This window comes from Nostoc sp. (assembly GCF_036917815.1).
Lineage (GTDB): Bacteria > Cyanobacteriota > Cyanobacteriia > Cyanobacteriales > Nostocaceae > Nostoc.
On the sequence record NZ_JBALEK010000035.1, the window covers coordinates 204,251 to 224,644 of the forward strand.

A 20,394-nucleotide genomic window follows, 5' to 3' on the forward strand; every position below is an offset into this window, starting at 1 on the left:
GTAGTGTCCGTCCCTAAAGGTGCGGTTATTGGCTACGGGCGGGCGAGACGGACACCCCACAAGAATTAGTTGAGTATTTTTTTATTTGTCAATCCCTAAAGGAGGTGAGTCTCTGGCTTACAGCAGTTTTCATGTATTTGAACCACATCTGTCGTAGGGGCAATTCATGAATTGCCCCTACCGCGTGGTATATTTAGCTGAAAATAGCTGTAAGTATGCACCTATACTGCAATTATCTCCATCTGCTGAGAACTTTTCTGCAACATTGGGGTGATTGTATCAGCAGGGACAGGACGACTGAAATAGTAACCCTGACCTTCGTCACATCCCTGCATTTGCAGGTAGTCAAGTTGTTCTTTGGTTTCCACACCCTCTGCCGTGATGCTCAACCGCAGGCTCTTGGCGAGGGCAATAATGGCATTGGTGACGGCGGCGCTATCAGGATTGGACATGACATCTTGCACAAATGACTGATCAATCTTGAGTATGTTCACGGGAAAGCGCTTCAAGTAGTTGAGGGAGGAATAACCGGTGCCGAAGTCGTCTAGAGCCAACCATATACCCAGTTCTCGTAATTGTTTTAAGGTTTTAACCGATCGCTCAATGTCACCCATCAAGAAGCTTTCTGTCACTTCCAGTTCTAGATAAGATCCTTGGAGTCCAGTCTCCTCAAGAATTTGGCTGATTACATCAACCAGATTTGATTGTTCAAACTGTCTAGCTGACAGATTTACAGATATCCGAATTGGGGTAAATCCAGCAAGCTGCCAAGCACGGTTTTGGGCACAAGCAGTTCGCAATACCCATTCACCAATTGGTATGATTAAACCATTGGCTTCTGCAATGGGAATAAACTTTCCTGGAGAAACCAAACCGAATGTAGGATGTTGCCAGCGAACCAACGCTTCCATTGCTGTAACTTCTCCACTCTCTAAATCAATCAGAGGTTGATAATAAACCAGCATTTCGTTGCGCCTAAGCGCCCCATGTAATTCATTTTCTAAAGTCAATCTCTCCTGCAACTGGGCATTAATTTCCGGCGAATAAAATTGATATTTACTACGCCCTTGCTGCTTCGCCTGGTACAGTGCTATATGACCCTGTTGCAAGAGTTGATCTACGCTATTACGATCATTTATTTCATTAATTGTGATGCCGATGCTGGCAGTAATATGAATCAAGTTCCCCTCTAGAGAGAAGGGTTTGCTCAGGGTACTTAACAGCAACTGAGATAGCTTAATCACACTTTCAAAAGAAACAATATCCAGACGGGCAATGGCAAATTCATCTCCACTTAAATGGGCAAGAATATCTGTTTGTGCCATGCAGAGTGATAACCTCTGAGCAACTGCTATTAACAACAAATTTCTTGTCTTATGCTCCAACCCATGACTCATAGCAGTGAAATCATCAATACCCAATAAAAATACAGCTACAAGGCGCTGGTTGTTTTTAGGTTGAGATAGACTCTGATGAAGGCGATCGCAAAATAAATCACGATTGGGCAATCCAGTCAGATCGTCATAATTAGTGATGTAGTGAATTAACTCATCTAATTTGTGAAGGGTTTGTGAGGTATTTGCCATCAATGTCCCCGCTTCATCAGCAAACTCTGTGGGCAATTCTGGTAGGGTTTTGGTGTTCAGATAATTTTGCAATGCAGCAGATGTCAAAATAACCGGGTTGAGGAGGTGGTGTAGTGCGTAGAGGGTGGCTGCCGTACCCGCTAAGGTAGCCGACAGAGCAATGATCATAACTCGCGCCGCCATCTCGAAAGAATAGGAGTTTGAGATGACGAAACTAAAGAGTAAGGTTAAAAGTGGTACATGAGTGCCCAAAAATGCCACCAACATAATTTTAGCGGTGTAACTTTTTTTGAGCCATTTGAAATGAGCTAGGAACGAGTATAAGTAGAGATTGTGATTGAGATTCATAAATTCTGTTCGATAGTTGGCAAATTAGTTCCGAGCTATCCTGACAAAAGAGTATTTTTGATTCACAATCTAGTGGAATTAGCTCTCGTTTAACCCAACCTTGATCAGGTCATATATTATGCTTCCCAAGATTAGTTTCTATTTGATCTGCATGACGATAAAGTTTCTGTAAAACTTATTGCATAAGCAATTCTACAATGAATATCTGATTGTATTTCTTGTTACGCTCTTAGTATTTATTAGTTTGTCTCAACGTGATATAAAAGCAAAAGTAACTACATAGAAATACAGATAACCACCGATAAATATATGTGGTTAGATTTTATAAAAATTAACTTATATACGATTCCTAAAATGAAGTACACCCTTCCATTGGCAGGGGGCTGCGGTGAATTACCCCCCTTAATCCCCCCGATGTATTGGGAGGAAACAGGAAATCTAATTCCCTCCCGAATATATCCTACGGTGTACACACAAGTCTTAAAAACCTAACTTGATAAGGCTTTATACCAATTCTGTATGAAGATGCGCTAAACCATATTTAAGTACAAGAAAGAAAAACGAACCGCATTCGCGCAGCGTCTCGTAAGAGTTGGACACAAAGAAAGAAAGAAAGAAGTTAAAAGGGTTTGGCGCAGCCTCACAAAGAAATGGTATTACTCGTTCCCAGACTCCGCCCATTGCTGTCAACTTAACGTGAAAGTTAGTTAAGAGAAAGCGTTCTAGAGTTGCCCTCATCCCCTTCCCCCTTCTCCCAAGATGGGAGAAGGGGAACTGGAGAATTATGCTCCCCTCTCCCAAATTGGGAGAGGGGCTGGGGGTGAGGGCAAAACTCATGCAGTCAGGAGATTTCAGCTTAACTTGACACCAATGGCGAGACGCCCACCCCACAAAAAGTAATTGAGTATTTTTTATTTGAAAGTCGCTTATTTTAGCTGATTGCCAGAAAAGAGCAGATTTGTAACTTGCTCTAACACCTTTAATGCTGTTAATGAACCTCGAATCAGCCGAGTAGCTGCAAGGGGTTGTCGAAGCATTGCAATCGCTAAGGGAAAAGGTTTTAAAGAGCCATCAGAATTAATTGCTGGTGTGAGATCGGGGATATTATGCTGACAATCGTCGCTGACTACTCGCAGCATTGCCACAGCTACCCCAGCTGCATTGAAAAACTCTAGGGCGGTAAATCCTTCCATATCAACAACATCAGCTGCCAAAGTCTCACCCAAACGGCGTTTTTCGGCGGCAGACGAAATTAGGCGATCGCTTGTTAGTGACTTGACTAAATTGAGTGGGGAGTTGGGAGTTGGGAGTCGGGAGTGCAATTCTGCTGTAAAACTGCGATCGCATTCTTGCTGCTTTCCCTGATAAATACAATCTTGATACAGCACAATATCACCAACTGTGTAGCGATCGCTCAAGCTGCCACATATACCCATAATCAGCACTCTGGATTTTGGAGCCAGAAATTGTCCATTTCCTGGGGATTGTTGCAAATATTTGAGTAAAGGTTTCATGCCAACAGGTATGGCTACTACCGTGGGGATGGAGCCAGGAAGGCCGCTTAATCCCCGACACACAGCTTGATATTCTGTTCCCTGAGGTACCAGAATTGTGTTAATGGGCAAAAAATTAGGCACTAGCCCTCTCAACAGAACCAAGTTTCATTTTTGAACTTTCCTTTTGCATTAAAGATTGGGTCATATCTGAGTAACAATAAATAATATTGCCCTTTACTAGTAACCAAAACTCGCAAAACCAAGGCGATTGCTACTGCCAAACATCTGGCTAGGATTGTGTTTTTGAATTTTGAATTGCTTAATAATTGTGTCACCCACACGATAATTTTCCAAGATGGTAAAGCTTCATAACTCCAAATCCGCACGAGAACTCTTCAACATTTCCAAATTGGCAATTCAATTTTCGTGGCTGACGGTGAGTTTTTGGATTGCCGTAACGGTAGCTGGTGTTCTGGCTTTCAGTTCCCTGAAGTATGCCTTGTTTCCAGATATTACCTTTCCAGTGGTGGTTGTGAATGCTACAGCCCCTCTGACAACTGCCTTGGATACAGAAGCGAAGCTCACCAAACCCCTAGAAGAACGCCTCCGTTCCCTAGAAGGGCTGGAGGATATCCGCTCATCTACCTATCCTAGTCAAACTGCTGTTAGCCTTTCTTTTGCCGTTGGGACGAATTTAGAAACATCGACGAAAAATGTTGAAACTGCCCTCAAGCAGTTGACTCTACCTCAAGGAGCGACTTCTAAAATTATTCCCCTGAATTTAAATGAGTCAGCCGCCATTAGCTATGCCATTGAGAGTCCCACGCGGAATCTCCAAGATTTGACGAAATTGGCACAAAATGACATTGTGAGTGCGATCGCTAAACTCCCAGGAGTCCTGAAAGTCTCACTACTAGGTGCTGCAACTGCAACTCCTCCCTTAAATCCAGCCAATGGGAGTGCAGCTGCTCTCCCCCAAACCGGGGCGACATTAGTCAGGTTTAATGGTCAAGATGCGATCGCATTTCAGGTAATCAAACGCGGTAGCGCTAACACCTTGGAAGTGGTGAGTCAGGTTGAGAAAGAAGTTCAAAGGCTACGCTCTACCCTCAAGGATGTCAAACTCACCTTAGCTGCCACCCAAGCAGAATATATCCGCCACGCCACCCAGTCAACCATTGATGCTTTGCTGGAAGCAGTCTTATTGTCAATAGTAGTAATTTTTCCTTTTTTGTGGAATTGGCGGGCAACTCTCATCTCTGCTTTGGCGATTCCGACATCTTTGTTGGCGACATTTATCGTCATGGCGATTTTCGGCTTCAACTTGGAGACAATCACCCTGCTGGCTTTAGCTTTGGTCATTGGTAGCATTGTTGATGATGCGATCGTCGATGTAGAAAACATCATGCGACACATTGAAGATGGGGAAACTCCTCGCCAAGCGGCGCTTTTAGCGACAAATGAAATTGGGTTGACAGTCACCGCCGCCACTTTGACAGCAGTAGCGGTTTTTCTACCCATAGGTTTGATGGGTGGGGTAATCGGTCAATTCTTCAAGCCTTTCGGCATCACTGTTTCAGCCGCGATGCTTGCTTCCATGCTAGTTGCTCGGACTTTATCGCCAGTTCTGGCCATCTACTGGCTGAAACCTAAATCGTCACTCTCACAGCATCGGGAAGCAAAAATCTGGGTAGCCTTTACCCAATTTTACAGAAACTTGCTGAGTTGGTCTTTGAATCACCGGAAGATAGTTATCGGGTTAGCTGTCCTCAGCTTCATTGCAGGTATAGCACTGATTCCACTAATTCCCAAAGGGTTTATTCCCAAACTCGATCGCGGCGAATTTAATATTGCTTATACGGCTCCTTTGCCGAGTATCCCCGATTTGGGCAGAGGGGAACAAGGAGGACAAAAAAGCGATATTCCCAATCCCCAATCCCCAATCCCCAATCCCCTGAACGATTCTCTTGAGGTTGCGAAGAAACTAGAAGAGGTTGTGAGAAAATCACCGGCAGTTGAAACGGTATTTACCACTGTTGGTTCTCGTGAGGGGGAGCCGAATAAAGGGATACTATATGTAAAGTTAAAGAGCGATCGCACAATCACAACTGCGGAATTACAAGATCAATTGCGCTCCTCCTTACCTGCTCTTTCTGGAGTAACTACTAGTGTTGAAGATATTCAATTTGTCGATTCCGGTGGTCAAAAACCCCTGCAAATAGCATTACAAGGTGATAATCTCCAAGCTTTGAGTAAAGCTGTCAAAGCCATTAAAGAAAGGATTCAGAGATTACCCGGATTCGCTGATGTCACAATTACAGGTGAAACGAATCCACAGGGCAAGGTTTTTCAAATTGAGCGTTTGAATAATCAGCGTGTGGCCTACATCAGTGCTAATCTTGGCAAGGATCTTTCCTTGGGTGATGCTACCGACAAAGTGGTGGCTGAAGCCAAGGCGGTGTTACCCTCCAATGTTTCCTTAAATTTAGGGGGAGACTCTGCCCGTCAAGGTGAAGTCTTTGGCAGTTTCGGAACTACTCTGGCTTTATCTGCCCTGTGCATTGTTGTAGTACTATTTTTACTATTCCAAACCTGGGTAGATCCTCTGGTGATTGGTGTCTCTTTGCCCTTAGCACTAGTGGGGGCAATGTTGGCGCTACTGATTACCAAGAGTGACTTTGGCATGATTTCATTGATTGGCTTCGTCTTTTTGCTGGGGCTAGCAAATAAAAACGCCATTTTGCTTGTGGATTACATCAACCAGTTACGCAACGCAGGCTTAGAGCGCACCGAGGCGATCCTCAAGACTGGACTAGTGCGCCTTAGACCAATTATGATGACCACCGCTTCCACTATTTTAGGGATGCTACCCATCGCTTTAGGTTTGGGTGCGGGTTCGGAATTGCGATCGCCTATGGCTGTAGCGATCGCTGGTGGATTAGTAACTTCAACTATCCTCAGTTTGATTGTTGTGCCAGTAGTTTACACCATTTTGGATGATTGGTTTCCCCGATTTAAGAAAAGGGGGACAGCTTGATGCAGGTTTTTGTCACAGGGGGTACAGGTTTTATTGGTGCCCACTTAGTGCGGTTGCTGCTGCAACAAGGTTACACAGTTAAAGCATTGGTACGCCAGAGCAGCAATTTGGAGAATCTACGCGATTTGGATGTGGAAATTGTCAAAGGCGATTTAAATTCACCAAATCTGTGGCAACAAATGGCAGGTTGTCAATACCTATTTCATGTCGCAGCCCATTATTCTCTGTGGCAAACAGACCGAGAATTACTCCACCGTCATAATGTCGTGGGTACGCGCAATGTGTTAGCAGCAGCTCACAAAGCTGGCATTGAACGCACCGTTTATACCAGTTCAGTGGCCGCAATTGGTGTAGGATCATCAGGGGAAGTTGTGAATGAAACACATCAGAGTCCCTTAGAAAAGTTGGTGGGTGACTACAAGAAGTCTAAGTTTCTGGCTGAACAAGAAGCAATGCAAGCCGTTGCTACAGGTCAGGAAGTAGTTATTGTCAATCCCAGTAGTCCTATTGGTTCCTTGGATATCAAACCTACCCCCACAGGTGATATAATTTTACGATTTTTACGACGGCAAATGCCTTTTTACTTGGATACTGGTCTAAATTTTATCGATGTGCGGGATGTGGCATGGGGGCATTTACTGGCTTTACAACGGGGTAAATCAGGCGATCGCTATATCTTAGGTCATCAAAACCTCAGTCTCAAGCAACTACTCGAACAACTCGCCGAGATCACAGGTCTAAGGGCACCTCAACAAACTGTACCTGCTTGGTTGCCCCTTAGTGTTGCCTGGGTTGATGAAAAAATTCTTACACCCTTGGGTAAATCGCCCTCAGTGCCATTGGATGGCGTGCGGATGGCGAAACAACCTATGTATTATGATCCGACAAAGGCTGTCCGAGAATTGGGTCTACCGCAATCTTCGCTGAAGGCGGCACTCAAAGATGCTGTGGATTGGTTTGTTGCTCAGGGTTATGTCAAATGAAAAAGATAGCAATTCACCTGTGGATGCAATACGCGCTAGGGTAGCACAAGTACCCAAACCGACAATGACTGTGGTGTTTTTATATAAAGAGGAGCGATCGCAACAATGGCAGTTAATATACAACAAGCGATGGATATTGGGAAGTATCTGGTTACACAGCGTTTGAAAGGACGTAAACGCTTCCCCCTAGTATTGATGTTGGAACCTCTTTTTCGGTGTAATCTTGCTTGTACTGGTTGTGGTAAAATCCAACATCCAACGGAAATATTAAAGCAAAATCTCACGCCAGAACAGTGCTTTACCGCAGTGGAAGAGTGCGGCGCACCAGTTGTTTCAATTCCTGGCGGAGAACCTTTACTACATCCCCAAATTGATCAGATTGTCCAAGGATTAATTGAGCGCAAGAAATATATTTACTTGTGTACTAATGGTTTGTTGTTAGAAAAGAGCCTGGATAAGTTTCAGCCTTCCCCTTATCTAACTTTTAGTGTGCATTTAGATGGAATGCGGGAGTTGCACGATCAGTGCGTCGATCGCAAAGGTGTTTTTGATATTGCTGTCAAAGCCATTCGCGCTGCTAAAGCTAAAGGCTTTCGGGTTACGACTAACACCACTATCTTTGAGGGGACCCAACCCAAAGATATGCAAGAGTTCTTCGACTTTCTGGAAACACTAAATACTGATGGGATGATGATTTCTCCCGGCTACAGTTACGAGTGGGCACCAGATCAAGATCATTTTCTCCACCGAGAACAAACCCGCGCCCTCTTTCGGGAAATTCTAGCTCCATACAAAGCTGGTGAAAAAAACTGGAACTTCAATCACAATCCGCTCTTTCTCGATTTTCTCACAGGTGAGAAAGACTACGAATGCACACCTTGGGGTAGCCCAAGTTATAGCGTTCTCGGTTGGCAAAAACCTTGCTATTTGCTGAACGAAGGTTATTACTCTACCTTCAAAGAATTACTCGCACAAACTGACTGGAGTCAATATGGCCTGAAGAGTGGTAATCCCAAGTGTGCAGATTGTATGGTTCACTGTGGCTACGAACCCACCGCCGCAATGGATGCAATGCAACCGCAAAATATGGCGCGTGCCCTTGGTAGTGTGTTTGGCAGGAATTAGAAGGCAAAAACCTTGCTAAATACGATGTGAGTTCGATGAACCTCTCCCTGTCTGGAACTAAAGTTCAAGTGAGTCCCTCTCCGACTCGGAGAGGGACGGTTATTGCATAGCAAAACCAGGGAGAGGTCTTTTTATTCCTCTATAGGGTGGGGTGGTTCACCGTCTGCCAGCACCACGATAAGGCACTTGAGGCACTTCAACGTCTTCTAGCTTTCTTTTCGGTGCAAAAACTTCTTGATGTTGCTGCTGCTGAATTTTTTCCTGTGCATACTTTACACGGGTGCGAACTCCCAGATCGACATCTGTATCAACTATTTGCTGAAGTCGATCTGTAATCCGCGACGCTTGATCGGGTAAAGTGACTGCTATGGCGTTGCCGCTTTGCGGGTTGTCGCTAGACATCGCTAATGTTTCTAAACTTGTCACTGCTGCATAGCGCACTACCCACTCTGGATCTTGAGAAATTAGTAATAGCGCCTCTAATACCTGAGTCTGAACCGATTGCACTTTCTCAGGCGGTACTTGCTGCCAGCGCAAAGTGCCTAATCCCCTAGCAGCTGCCCGCCGCACACTTAAGGAAAAATCGGTTTTTGCCGCCTCTAACAAGGTATCCAGCGCCCGGATATCGCCAATTCCCGCTAAGGCACGAATTGCCCAGGCTCTAGCACCGTAGTTGTAGTCATCAATTAGTTGCAAGAGTGGCGGAACTGCGGCTTCCCCGATGGCAATTAGTCCATCTACCGCCGCCACCGCCGCCCCTGGATTGTTATAACCCAAAGCTGCAATCAGGGTGGGAACAGATTCCTCTATATGAGCTGCTGCTAACTCTTGAACTGCGTCTACTAAGCGTTCTGAGGAATCTGCTTCTTGCACAGCACGGATCAATATTTGGGCAAGATCACTGTTATTCATCATAATTTTTCATGAGTGATTAGTGGTCAGCCAATTGTAGCTTAAGTTATCCGTAGTTGACATCATACACAAACCCCTAACCCTGATTTTGCAGTTGGGTTGGGGATTTATGTGTGATAAACATTTGGTTTAAACGTATTAATGACAACTAATTCCTGGAAAATTATGACTACAACAGCGAGTCCATCAAATTAATCACTTTAATCGCACCTGCTGACAAAGTGCTTGTTGCGGTGTGGTTAACTTGATATTCTAGCAATCCTTTAAGAGAAATTAGCTTCAGACTATTTTCGGCAAGAGTCTGGGCGATCGCATCTGCTGCGGGTAGATATCCAATGGCTCCCAAATCTGCTAACACTGCTCGACGCAATTGCAATTTCTCTCCCGCCAGAGCTTTTACCAACCGTTCTCCATAAACTGGTTCTTGGGTTAATTGATACATAGCTCGTGCGGCAGCATATTGCACCAATTCGATTGGATGCTCTAAGAATGGCTTTACCAAAGGGGTGAACTCAGTCGCCCTCAAGGTTCCCAAGGCTTCTAAGATGGCATCGTAGGGTTGAGATAAATCAGGCTGTTTTGATCCCAGACGCTCCCCCTGCAAGCCTACTTCTAATAGCTTAACTAGGGTGGGAATACAAACCGGATCGCCCAGCATCTCTAAAGATTGTGCCGCTGCTTCCCGCACATAAAAATCTGAGCAGTTTAAACATACAATTAAAGGTGATACTGCCTGGCGATCGCCTAGTTTCCCTAAAGCCCTAGCTGCGTTCCGTCGGAGAGGATATCCGCCTTCTGGTGTCCGATCGGCTTCGTCCTCTAAAGCTTTAATCAGTCCTGTAACCGCAGCTGCTTCACCGATCCGAAACCTACCCAACCACCAAGCAGCATAAAATCGCAGACCTAAATCTGCACTTTCAAGATTAGCGATCGCTTGCTCTACTGTCAAAGACTCACCGTTGGCAAAGTCACCTGTCGGTGATAAATCTTCAAATTTCTGCGGACTTGAATTCATTAGAAGAAGGAGGATCGCTTTGTTCGCTAGCTGTTTTAGCTTCAGGGTTCAATGGCTGAATGCTGACTATTTTGCCACCCAAGCGAGTAATCCTCTGCATTTCTTTATTCATCCGGTTCTCAGGTACTGTGAAGAACACAGTGGCACTAGAACGAATGGGATAGTTAGTTTTTTCGGTTTCTTCGCTTTGGCGCAGACCCACTACTTCATACCGGAAGTAACGACTACTCGTTCTACTACTAATTTGTCCAACCATAAAATTAACTCTCCATTTTAAGTTGTCATTAGTCTTTTGTCATTCATAATTACTCTTCGGCTTTGCCAGTTGCTCATGAGGGAAATCCCCTTGGCGCTAGCCTCTCCCTTTGGGAGAAGACTGCACTGGTTCACCAATGACTAATGACCAATGACTAATGACCAATGACCAATGACTTTAAAGTGGTTTCACGCTGGCGATTTTACCACCTTGTTTTACCACTCTCTGGAAGTAACTAGATAGTTCTTCATAAGGGATGATCACCGCTTGATTGACACGGCGTGTGCTAGGATACCCGGCGCCAAAAATGCCTGCCACTTCAATGCGGTAGAGTCTGCCATCTTTACCAAAAGTTCCTGCACCACCGAAAGTACTGTTGGGGGTAACGCCTTTTTCAGAAGCAACGTATGAGAAGCCTGAAGGACCGCCAGAGGGAGGAACAACGATGGATGCACTATTGCGACCTAGTTCGCTAGCAAGGCGCGAGGACTTCCCTTTGAGTTGGGAGGTATCGCTACTGGCATAGCCGCGATAAAGTTGGAATATCCGGCTAAATCCGACAGTTTTCTGTCCTGTTTGGGTTTTAAAGCCGCGATAGTAAGGCACTATATTTTCACCAAAGCTAGATTGATACTCTGGCGAATCAATATAAGAATCAATGTCGGCTTCAAATCCCTTGTTTTGGTACAAGTCCAAGTGATAAACCACCTCAGACTCATCATAAGGGGCACGACCCAACAAATGTTTATAGTTGAGTTCGATGACGCGAGTTTGGAAATTGTCGTAGAAAAATTTGGATTTGTAGAGTTCTGATTTAGCTACTTGACGCACAAACTCTTGGACTGTATTTTTTCCATCGCGCAAGATAGATTCAGCACTTGTGAGGCGATCAGATGTCAATATGTAGTTGTTGCCCAAAACCTGACGATAGACGGCAGCAATTACTCTCTCAATATCTTCTTTGGTTGCATTAGGACGCAATTCCACAGGAGACTGATCGCTAAAAGGTTCTGTTCCCAGACGGGAAGCTGCTGTTGTAATAGCCATTGGTAATTTTCCTTTTGTAATTGGTAATTGGTAAGGGGAGTCGGGAGTGGGGAATGGGGAGTGGTTAAATTCCCTACTCCCTACTCCCTACTCCCTACTCCCCACTCCAGTCACTATTTATACGGCTGTAATGCTAATCACCTTACTGCCTCTGCGGTTCAACTGCTGCAATTTACTTGAAAGTTGCTCGTATGGTACGATCAATTCCGCAGTACTGCGTCGCACTACAGTTGAGTTCGGGGAAGCTGCTTGTAGCACTCTGATGCGGTATGTTTCGCCGCGCCCACCTGTAGAGAGACCTGTTAAGGCTCCGGCGGACACTGGGTAAATGGGTGAAGCTAGATTCTTAGCCACTTCCCAGGTTAGGCGTCCTTGTTTTTGTCCTTGAGCGCGATCGCTATTGGCATAACCGCGATACAGTTGGAACAGTCGGCCAAATCCAACGTTTTTCAGTCCTACTTGGCTCTTAAAGCCTCGGTAGTAGGGCACAATGTTTTCGCCAAAACTCTCTTGATATTCTAATGAGTCAATGTACGAATTAATCTCAGTTTCGTAACCTTGTGAATTGTAAAGCTCAACATGGTACGATATCTCTGACTCATCTTCCGGGGCACGCCCCAATAAATGCTTATAATTCAACTCGATAAACCGAGTTTGAGAATTGGAGTGGAAAAACTTATCCCGATAGAGTTCTGATTGAGCAATGGCTTGCACAAATCCCCGAACTGAGATTGCACCTTGCTGTAACAGTGATTCCGCACTGACAAGACGCTCTCCTTCCAGGAGATATTCATTACCCAAAACTTGACGGTAAGCCGCCCGGATAATTACTGCCACGTCCGCTTCTGTTCTATCAGGACGTAGTTCTACCAGTGGCAAGTTTTCAAATGCTCCAATCCCTAATCTTGCTGCTTGTCCCAAAGCTGCCATATTTAACCTCCTCAGTTTTAACTGCAAAACTGAAAACTTTTTAGAAAATTTTTTTCTAGTCTTTTAACAGTTTCTTGAAAATAAAACTGCCCGGAGAGATAAGCAACTCATAGAACTTACTGGTCATAAGAGCTGATTTCCTCTCCGGGCTAAAGAAATACTCTAGCTTAGAGTATTGATTACATAGTCGATGTAGGAATTTGCTTCAACAGCTGGATCGCCACTGAGACCGTGGTTAGATTTGATGTACTTCAGAGCTTCAATGTACCAGCTAGGAGACAAATCAAAAGTCCGGTTGATTTCAGCCAAGCCAGAAATCAAGAAATCATCCAAGGGGCCTGTGCCACCAACAACTAAAGCATAAGTGATAATCCGCAAGTAGTAGCCGACGTCACGAACACACTTGCCTTTACCGCGTGCATCAGACGCGAAGTTAGGGCCTTGTTGTTGAGTGGTGTAAGGGAACTTGTTATACACTGCTTGAGCAGCGCCTTCGGTCAAGCGTTGAGCATTGGCGCTCAATGCTTTTGCTGCTTGTAAGCTAGCTGGTGCTTGGCGGAAGCGACCAAAAGCAACTTGAATTTCGGTGCTGCTGAGATAGCGACCTTGAGAATCAGCTGCTGAAATTGCTTCAGTTAGAGGTGTTTTTGTCATTTTGGTATTTCCCTTTTACAAACTTTTGGTTGAAATTTTGTTTTGTCCTAATGGACAATTATCTCAGTCAATAGCAGCAATATCTGCCTTAAGCTACTGCTGAAGCAGCACGATCAAAATAGCCAGCAATTTCAGACGCTAAAGCGCTGCAATCGCCTCTGGTGATGTTGTTGGTATCGTTAACGATGGCTAGGGAAGCTTGTTTCAGCTTCTGAATACCAACAGCTACTGATGCTCCTGGGGTTCCCAATGCTAGATATGTTTCGCGCAAACCATTGAGGGCACGGTCATCTAGGACGCTGGAATCGCCAGCAAAGATAGCATAAGTGATATAGCGAAGAATGATGTCCAAGTCTCTGATGCAAGCAGCAGCGCGACGGCTGGTGTAAGCATTACCACCAGGAGCGATCAATTGAGGTTGTTCTGCCCACAATTCACGAACCGCAGCAGCAACAAGAGCAGACGCATTGCTGGTAATCCGGTTAACGGAATCTGCACGCTTGTTACCATCTTTGACTAGTTCGCTCAATGCATCCAATTGTGCATCGGTGAGGTATTCCCCACGTGTATCAGCTTGGGAAACTACTTTTGCAAATGCATCTAAAACCATTGCCTTAAATCTCCTAATTTGCTTGGTTAAGAATAATTGGACTCAAAACTGAATGGTTACAGTTGATTTTTGATGTCAGCACTGCCTGACGAGTTACGAAAGGTTTAAAACAGACATCTCAAGAAATAAGTTTACGATCTCCAGGCTTTCAGATTAAAACTTTTGTTAGAAAACTTCAAACTTCTGTGAACGACTGGAAAACCTGATTAAGATGTTGTTTTTTACTTCTAAGTTCTCTTTATACAATGCTGCCGCCTCATTATTTATTACAAATTATTGTTATGTTTGTTAATTTAATTTACATAAGTTCACATTCTTGTGTCTGTTAGTTTGGCAAAAGTTGGTACAGCACGGCGGAAATAACTATCCAGTTAAAAAGCCAATAAAAAACTCCACGCCACTTGCGGGATGGAGTTTTTAGTCATTAGTCAAGGATCTCAAAGGACAAAAAATCGTCTTCCAAAAAGCTTCTGCATCTCACTATTTTGTCTTTAGAGCTTTGGAAGATGCGGGTTTAAAGCCCAGCGATATTAAAATCCTGAGTATACCCACAGTCGAAGCTAGTAGTGCTTTTCTAGAAGGAAAAATTCCGGTTTGGGTAGCTGGCGATCCTTATCTAGCTTTGGCTGAAAAAGCAGGTAAGATCCGAGTAATTAAGACTGCCGAAGGACTTGATACCCCTGGTGCATACTATGTTGGTGCAAGGAAGTTTGCGGTTGAGAATCCGGGAATTCTGCGAATAGTGATTGAGGAGATTGATAAACTCCAGCGTTGGGCTGAGGCAAATCCCAAAGAAGTAGCAAAAATTATCGGGCCAATCCAAAAACTACCTCCTGACATTATGGAAAAGGTAGTTAGCCGCCGCAGTTATGGCTTGAGAGGCATTTCCCCAGAGTTAATTAAGGAACAACAGCGAATTGCAGATTACTTCTATAAATATGGTGTGATTCCTAAAGATGTGAATATTCAGGAAGCTGTGCTGACACCTGAAGAGTATGCGGCAATTACTCCAGAATCAATTAGCCAAAAATAGGTTGAAGGGGCAAAAGCCAAATGCAATCTTTTGTAATGTTAATGTCTGGGATTGGATTCTTACAGCAGAATTCAGAATTCAGAAGTCCGAATTCAGAAGTAAAATAGGCTTTAAGCCAGGGTTTGAGACTTAGCTTATGTACAACACCCAACTTGAAATTTGCTGTATATCATGTCCAGCTAATTAGTTATGGTTGCCAATTAATTAAGATACACCTCCAACAGTAGAGCGATCGCTATCAAACGAACCAGACAATAAAGACTGAATTTCTCCCTGGATATTGCCACGGGCAGAGGGTTCGGCGAACTCTGCCATTAAAGGTGTGAAGTAGATATGCGATCGCTGTAAAAATCTTTCTAAAACCTGCTGACGACCTATGATATAATCTTCGTCTTTCACCCAGGCATATTCTTGACGAATAGCATGGGCATATTCTCCATACTGGACTTGGTTAGTAGCCAAAATCGCTAAATCTGCATCAAGTAAAACTTGGCTATCATAATCATCCACCGCAGCTTGGTGGTCTTTAGTATTCAAAATGAGACGGGTGACAGTAGTTATGATACTTTCTGAAATACCCAAATTACTCAGCAACTCAAAGGCATAGTCTGCACTTCGTCTTTCATTATCTTCAGCTTGAGAGTCATATACTACATCGTGAAACCAGGCAGCTAGTTGAACAGCAGCTAGGTTGTTGGTGTAGCCTTGCAAAATCTCAATTGTGCTGAGGACGCCATCAAGGTGTTTTAGTGTATGGTAATAGCGACCTGGAGTAGAGTAAGCTGCAACCAACTGATTAAAGGCTTTTTCAGCCCCTAACTCGTCAATACCAAAGGGTTGCAGTGTGTGTTGCCAGTTATAAAATAAAGTATCCATAAAGTTTTCTGTAGGCATAAAGGCAGTATACCCATTCTTAGTATTGGAAAAAACAAGTACATTCTATTAAAAGGGCATGGGGAAGAAGTTACCAATGCCCCAATCGGCGGGGCGGCTATCCCTCCATTGGTGTCAACTTCAGATAAAACTCCTTAGGACTTACGCAAGAGTTATGGAATAACGTAGACGCTTCTCTACGAGACGCTACGCGAACGGCTTGCCGCAGGCTACCGCAGAGGCTATAGAGTTGCCAGTGCGCCCTTGCGGTTAAGAGACTTGTACCCCTCCGGGGATCTTGCTACGCGTAGCGTCTCCCCTTCTCCCAAAGGGAGAGGCTAGCGCCAAGGGAGAAGCAACTGGCGCGACACAGAGAAATCAGAGTTTGAGAAATATTTTGGGTAAGTCCTATCCTTTAAAACCTCGTTTCCAGCCAGAGGCTGGAAATGCATCTCATTGGGCTGCGGCTGCGAGTCTTGAGGCGGAACCTCTTATAGGCATTCCCAGTCTCTGACTGGGAACGAGACAATCTCTAAAAGCTAGTTCTAGACTGGGTTCCACCTTAAGTTGACACCTATGCTATCCCTCTCTACCCACAATGGGATGGAGTTTCCCGGCGCTTTCAATGAATACAGCGTCAGCGCTTCGTTGATTTGGAATCGGTGGTTTATTTCCGCCGTGCTGTACTAAATATGGTGAGTGCGAAATGAAAGCGTCAAAATAGAAGACACAGGCTTTAGACAAAAAGCCTTGCCTTGATTAACGGAGTTTATTATCAGTGGTATTACAAGTACAAACAAGCACCTACGAAGCTAAAACCCAAGAAATTGCTAAACAACTTCTCGCAGCAACCCAGGAAAATCGTTCGTTCCTTTCTTCCCTACGGGATCAAATGCGCTGGGATGATAAATTACTAGCTTGGGCAATGAGTAATCCTGGGTTGCGGGTGCAACTATTTCGCTTTATAGATACCCTACCTGCTTTGCACAGTAAATCAGAAGTTGCCTCACATTTACAAGAATATCTCGGTGATGAGTCTGTAGAATTACCGGCAGCTTTGAAGGGAATGCTAAACTTTGCTAACCCCGACTCTATGCCCGGACAAGTTGCTGCTACAACCGTTGGTACAGCCGTTGAGACTCTTGCCCATAAATATATTTCTGGGGAAAATATTAAACAAGTCATCAAAACAGTTGAACGACTGCGAAAAGAAAAAATGGCTTTCACCATCGACTTACTTGGTGAAGCGGTGATTACCGAAGCCGAAGCGCAGTCTTATCTAGAACGCTATCTAGAATTAATGCAACAATTGGTGGAAGCATCGAAGAATTGGACAGCTATCCCAGCTATTGATGAGGCTGATGGGGAAGTTATCCCAAAAGTTCAGGTTTCTGTGAAGTTAACGGCATTTTATTCTCAATTTGATCCTTTGGATGCTAAAGGTAGTGAAGAGCGAGTTAGCGATCGCATTCGTATTTTATTACGTCGTGCCAAAGAGTTAGGCGCAGCTGTGCATTTTGATATGGAACAGTATGCCTATAAGGATATAACTCTCAGCATCCTGAAAAAACTGTTACTAGAAGAAGAGTTTCGGCAACGTACAGATATTGGCATGACAACTCAAGCATATCTGCGTGATAGCGAGCAAGATGTCAAAGACATAATTTCTTGGTTAAAACAGCGCGGTTATCCCCTGACAATCCGTTTGGTGAAAGGCGCATATTGGGATCAGGAAACTATCAAAGCAGCCCAGAAGCATTGGAAACAGCCAGTTTACAACGACAAAGCGGCAACTGATGCTAACTTTGAAACCATCACTCAGCTATTGCTAGAAAATCATCAATATGTGTATTCTGCCATTGGTAGCCATAATGTGCGATCGCACTCTCGCGCCATTGCCATCGCTGAAAGTTTAAATGTCCCCCGCCGTCGCTTTGAATTACAAGTCCTCTATGGCATGGGTGATAAAGTTGCAAAAGCATTGGTTGACAGGGGTTATCGGGTGAGAGTTTACTGTCCTTACGGTGAATTATTGCCGGGAATGGCGTATTTAATTCGCCGATTGTTGGAAAACACCGCTAATAGTTCTTTTTTACGCCAAAATCTCGAAAATCGACCGATTGAAGAATTATTAGCACCGCCAATCGTCAAGGAAGAGAACAACTCTTTAACTCCTAACGTAGAGACGCGATTAATCGCGTCTCTACAAACTCCTAACTCTCATTTCCTTGGTGCTGCTGATACCGATTACTCTGAGGAAGAGGTGAGAACAAAAACGGCGCAAGCTTTCCAAAGCGTTCGTCAACAGTTGGGTAAAACTTATTTGCCTCTAATTAATGGCGAGTATGTTAACACACCGGAATTTGTTGATTCTCTCAATCCTTCTAATTTCAGTGAGGTAGTTGGTAAAGTTGGGTTGATTAGCGTTGAACAAGCAGAACAGGCGATGCAAGCTGCGAAAGCGGCCTTTCCTGGGTGGAAGAAAACACCAGCAAAACAACGCGCTGATATTTTGCGGAAAGCGGGTGATTTGATAGAAGAACGCCGTGCCGAACTTTCCGCTTGGATGGTTTTGGAAGTCGGGAAACCAGTTAAGGAAGCTGATGGAGAGGTTTCTGAGGCGATAGACTTCTGTCGGTACTACGCTGACGAGATAGAACGGTTAGATGAAGGTGTGAATTACGACATACCAGGTGAAACTAATCGTTATATTTACCAGCCACGGGGAATTGTTGTGGTAATTTCTCCCTGGAATTTTCCGCTAGCGATCGCTTGTGGAATGACTGTAGCAGCTTTGGTTTCAGGCAATTGTACTCTCCTCAAACCTGCGGAAACATCTTCTGTAATTACGGCAAAACTCACAGAAATCTTGATCGAGGCTGGTTTTCCCAAAGGTGTATTTCAATACGTGCCGGGTAAGGGTTCTCAAGTCGGCGCTTATTTAGTAAATCATCCAGATACTCATGTCATAGCTTTTACGGGTTCCCAGGAAGTAGGCTGTAGAATTTACGCAGATGCAGCAACGTTGAAACCTGGACAAAAGCACATGAAACGCGTAATTGCGGAAATGGGCGGCAAGAATGCGATTATTGTGGATGAAAGTGCTGATTTAGACCAAGCTGTTGTGGGAGTAGTGCAGTCAGCATTTGGTTACAGTGGACAAAAATGTTCTGCGGCTTCAAGGGTGATTGTGCTGCAACCGATTTATGATACCTTTGTAGAGCGGTTGGTGGAAGCGACAAAATCCTTGAATATTGGGGAAGCAGAGTTACCGAGTACCCAAGTTGGGCCAGTAATTGATGCTAATGCCCGCGATCGCATCCGCGAGTATATTGAGAAGGGTAAGGCAGAAGCACAACTAGCCTTAGAATTACCATCACCCGAACAAGGATATTTTATCGGCCCAGTCATATTTAGTGAAGTATCGCCAAATGCGGTAATTTCCCAGCAAGAAATTTTTGGCCCAGTGCTGGCGGTAATTAGGGTGAAAGATTTCCAAGAAGCGTTAGCAGTCGCCAATGGAACTAACTACGCCTTAACTGGCGGACTTTATTCTAGAACGCCTTCGCACATTCAACAGGCGCAGTCAGAGTTTGAAGTCGGGAATTTGTACATTAACCGCAATATTACCGGAGCGATCGTTGGACGACAACCCTTTGGTGGATTCAAACTTTCTGGAGTAGGTTCTAAAGCCGGTGGTCCTGATTACCTCCTGCAATTCCTGGAACCACGCGCGGTAACAGAAAATATTCAGCGCCAAGGTTTTGCACCAATTGAAGGTGCAGATTAAAACAAGCAAAGTGGGCAGTGATGCCCACCTTTTTTGTCATTAAACTTTGATGGTCAATTAGTGTAACATCGATATCAAAGAAGATTACCATTGGTGTTGAAGTTAAACTTTAATCAAGTGGTATTATTCAGCAGTATCACAATGCTTAAATTCATGTAAACTCAAGTTTACTCAATTAAACTGTAAATAAATTAAAGAATATAAACAAAGCTTTATGACCAATTTAGTCATAAAAATTGCTGAAATACCTCAAGAACTTCCAGCAATTCAAGCAATTAGGATAGCAGTATTTCAGGAAGAGCAAGGGGTAGATGCGGCTTTAGAATTTGATGGTAAAGATGCGATATGCGAACATTTGATTGCTTATTTAAATGAGGAAGTTGTGGGTACCGCCAGAATTAGATATTTAGATGATAAAACTGCCAAAATAGAACGGCTTGCTGTTTTGTCTACAGCTAGAGGGCAAGGTATTGGTAAGAAAATTATGGAAAATGCCTTAGAAGTGATAGATAACAAAAATATTCCAGAAGTAGTGATTCATGCTCAAGAATATGTGAAGTTTTTATACAAAAAGTTGGATTTTGTAGAAGAAGGAGAACTATTTGAAGAAGCCAGTATTCCCCATGTGAAAATGAGAAAAAAATTCTCCCAACGAAAGTAAAAATATACTATATATTTTTACCTAATTGGTAATGCAAA

At 44.1% G+C, this 20,394-nt stretch carries 15 protein-coding genes and 2 pseudogenes; 7 read left to right on the top strand and 10 right to left on the bottom strand.

Going from position 1 to position 20,394, the window contains the following annotated elements:
- Positions 1–221: 221 nt before the first annotated feature.
- Both V7K97_RS09490 and V7K97_RS09495 read right to left on the bottom strand, forming a co-directional pair.
- Positions 222–1,934 (bottom strand): putative bifunctional diguanylate cyclase/phosphodiesterase, encoded by a 1,713-nt coding sequence (locus V7K97_RS09490; protein WP_334800626.1) that lies wholly within the window; start codon positions 1,932–1,934, stop codon positions 222–224.
- A 926-nt stretch (positions 1,935–2,860) separates the two neighbouring features.
- Complete coding sequence (locus tag V7K97_RS09495) at positions 2,861–3,571, bottom strand: 5'-methylthioadenosine/S-adenosylhomocysteine nucleosidase family protein (protein ID WP_334800627.1); 711 nt, start codon at positions 3,569–3,571, stop codon at positions 2,861–2,863.
- A 214-nt stretch (positions 3,572–3,785) separates the two neighbouring features.
- Between V7K97_RS09495 and V7K97_RS09500 the strand changes: the two genes are divergently transcribed.
- The 4 genes from V7K97_RS09500 to hpnH are packed head-to-tail and all read left to right on the top strand — an operon-like array spanning position 3,786 to position 8,575.
- Positions 3,786–6,467 carry an efflux RND transporter permease subunit gene (locus V7K97_RS09500; RefSeq protein WP_334800628.1) on the top strand — a complete coding sequence of 894 codons (2,682 nt, stop codon included), beginning with the start codon at positions 3,786–3,788 and terminating at the stop codon, positions 6,465–6,467.
- Positions 6,467–7,450 (top strand): hopanoid-associated sugar epimerase, encoded by a 984-nt coding sequence (gene hpnA, locus V7K97_RS09505; RefSeq protein ID WP_334800629.1) that lies wholly within the window; start codon positions 6,467–6,469, stop codon positions 7,448–7,450. Before V7K97_RS09500 ends, hpnA begins: the two co-directional genes overlap by 1 nt.
- The gene (locus V7K97_RS09510; RefSeq protein ID WP_334800630.1) at positions 7,440–7,616 is read left to right on the top strand and encodes a hypothetical protein; all 177 of its coding nucleotides are present in this window, start codon (positions 7,440–7,442) and stop codon (positions 7,614–7,616) included. The genes hpnA and V7K97_RS09510 overlap by 11 nt, the downstream gene beginning before the upstream one ends.
- Positions 7,556–8,575 (top strand): adenosyl-hopene transferase HpnH, encoded by a 1,020-nt coding sequence (gene hpnH / locus V7K97_RS09515; RefSeq protein WP_334800632.1) that lies wholly within the window; start codon positions 7,556–7,558, stop codon positions 8,573–8,575. The genes V7K97_RS09510 and hpnH overlap by 61 nt, the downstream gene beginning before the upstream one ends.
- 156 nt (positions 8,576–8,731) lie before the next feature.
- On the opposite strand, the gene V7K97_RS09520 is transcribed toward hpnH, so the two are convergent.
- From V7K97_RS09520 to V7K97_RS09550, 7 genes and pseudogenes are all read right to left on the bottom strand, one after another.
- Positions 8,732–9,490, bottom strand: coding sequence for a HEAT repeat domain-containing protein (locus V7K97_RS09520; protein ID WP_334800633.1), 759 nt, complete (start codon positions 9,488–9,490; stop codon positions 8,732–8,734).
- Between the two features lie 166 nt (positions 9,491–9,656).
- Positions 9,657–10,502: a HEAT repeat domain-containing protein gene (locus V7K97_RS09525; protein WP_334800634.1), complete on the bottom strand. Its 846-nt coding sequence runs from the start codon at positions 10,500–10,502 to the stop codon at positions 9,657–9,659.
- 46 nt (positions 10,503–10,548) lie between these two features.
- Positions 10,549–10,758 (bottom strand): annotated as a pseudogene (locus V7K97_RS09530) (phycobilisome linker polypeptide); the annotation flags it as partial.
- A gap of 177 nt (positions 10,759–10,935) precedes the next feature.
- A complete protein-coding gene (locus V7K97_RS09535; protein WP_334800635.1) occupies positions 10,936–11,805 on the bottom strand; it encodes a phycobilisome linker polypeptide in 870 nt (289 codons plus the stop codon).
- A gap of 117 nt (positions 11,806–11,922) precedes the next feature.
- The gene (locus tag V7K97_RS09540; RefSeq protein ID WP_334800636.1) at positions 11,923–12,735 is read right to left on the bottom strand and encodes a phycobilisome linker polypeptide; all 813 of its coding nucleotides are present in this window, start codon (positions 12,733–12,735) and stop codon (positions 11,923–11,925) included.
- Positions 12,736–12,897: 162 nt separating this feature from the next.
- Positions 12,898–13,389, bottom strand: a complete 492-nt coding sequence (gene cpcA, locus V7K97_RS09545) for a phycocyanin subunit alpha (protein ID WP_334800637.1) — start codon at positions 13,387–13,389, stop codon at positions 12,898–12,900.
- A gap of 88 nt (positions 13,390–13,477) precedes the next feature.
- A complete protein-coding gene (locus V7K97_RS09550; protein ID WP_334800638.1) occupies positions 13,478–13,999 on the bottom strand; it encodes a phycocyanin subunit beta in 522 nt (173 codons plus the stop codon).
- Between the two features lie 439 nt (positions 14,000–14,438).
- Between V7K97_RS09550 and V7K97_RS09555 the strand changes: the two are divergent.
- A pseudogene (locus V7K97_RS09555) lies at positions 14,439–15,032 on the top strand (ABC transporter substrate-binding protein); the annotation flags it as partial.
- Between the two features lie 204 nt (positions 15,033–15,236).
- Here the strand turns inward: V7K97_RS09555 and V7K97_RS09560 are convergent.
- Positions 15,237–15,926, bottom strand: coding sequence for an HD domain-containing protein (locus V7K97_RS09560; RefSeq protein ID WP_334800639.1), 690 nt, complete (start codon positions 15,924–15,926; stop codon positions 15,237–15,239).
- A gap of 757 nt (positions 15,927–16,683) precedes the next feature.
- Between V7K97_RS09560 and pruA the strand changes: the two genes are divergently transcribed.
- Together pruA and V7K97_RS09570 are read left to right on the top strand one after the other, a co-directional pair.
- Positions 16,684–19,695: an L-glutamate gamma-semialdehyde dehydrogenase gene (gene pruA / locus V7K97_RS09565; RefSeq protein ID WP_334800640.1), complete on the top strand. Its 3,012-nt coding sequence runs from the start codon at positions 16,684–16,686 to the stop codon at positions 19,693–19,695.
- A 214-nt stretch (positions 19,696–19,909) separates the two neighbouring features.
- On the top strand, positions 19,910–20,356 hold the full coding sequence (locus tag V7K97_RS09570; RefSeq protein ID WP_334800642.1) for a GNAT family N-acetyltransferase: 447 nt from the start codon (positions 19,910–19,912) through the stop codon (positions 20,354–20,356).
- Positions 20,357–20,394: the final 38 nt, after the last annotated feature.

Excerpts from the sequence above, each read along its gene's own strand:
- V7K97_RS09490 (WP_334800626.1), bottom strand. The coding sequence starts at position 1,934 with ATGAATCTCAATCACAATCTCTACTTATACTCGTTCCTAGCTCATTTC.
- V7K97_RS09550 (WP_334800638.1), bottom strand. The coding sequence starts at position 13,999 with ATGGTTTTAGATGCATTTGCAAAAGTAGTTTCCCAAGCTGATACACGT.
- V7K97_RS09570 (WP_334800642.1), top strand. The coding sequence starts at position 19,910 with ATGACCAATTTAGTCATAAAAATTGCTGAAATACCTCAAGAACTTCCA.
- V7K97_RS09560 (WP_334800639.1), bottom strand. The coding sequence starts at position 15,926 with ATGCCTACAGAAAACTTTATGGATACTTTATTTTATAACTGGCAACAC.
- V7K97_RS09520 (WP_334800633.1), bottom strand. The coding sequence starts at position 9,490 with ATGATGAATAACAGTGATCTTGCCCAAATATTGATCCGTGCTGTGCAA.
- V7K97_RS09535 (WP_334800635.1), bottom strand. The coding sequence starts at position 11,805 with ATGGCTATTACAACAGCAGCTTCCCGTCTGGGAACAGAACCTTTTAGC.
- cpcA (WP_334800637.1), bottom strand. The coding sequence starts at position 13,389 with ATGACAAAAACACCTCTAACTGAAGCAATTTCAGCAGCTGATTCTCAA.
- V7K97_RS09500 (WP_334800628.1), top strand. The coding sequence starts at position 3,786 with ATGGTAAAGCTTCATAACTCCAAATCCGCACGAGAACTCTTCAACATT.
- V7K97_RS09510 (WP_334800630.1), top strand. The coding sequence starts at position 7,440 with ATGTCAAATGAAAAAGATAGCAATTCACCTGTGGATGCAATACGCGCT.
- hpnA (WP_334800629.1), top strand. The coding sequence starts at position 6,467 with ATGCAGGTTTTTGTCACAGGGGGTACAGGTTTTATTGGTGCCCACTTA.
- V7K97_RS09525 (WP_334800634.1), bottom strand. The coding sequence starts at position 10,502 with ATGAATTCAAGTCCGCAGAAATTTGAAGATTTATCACCGACAGGTGAC.
- hpnH (WP_334800632.1), top strand. The coding sequence starts at position 7,556 with ATGGCAGTTAATATACAACAAGCGATGGATATTGGGAAGTATCTGGTT.
- V7K97_RS09540 (WP_334800636.1), bottom strand. The coding sequence starts at position 12,735 with ATGGCAGCTTTGGGACAAGCAGCAAGATTAGGGATTGGAGCATTTGAA.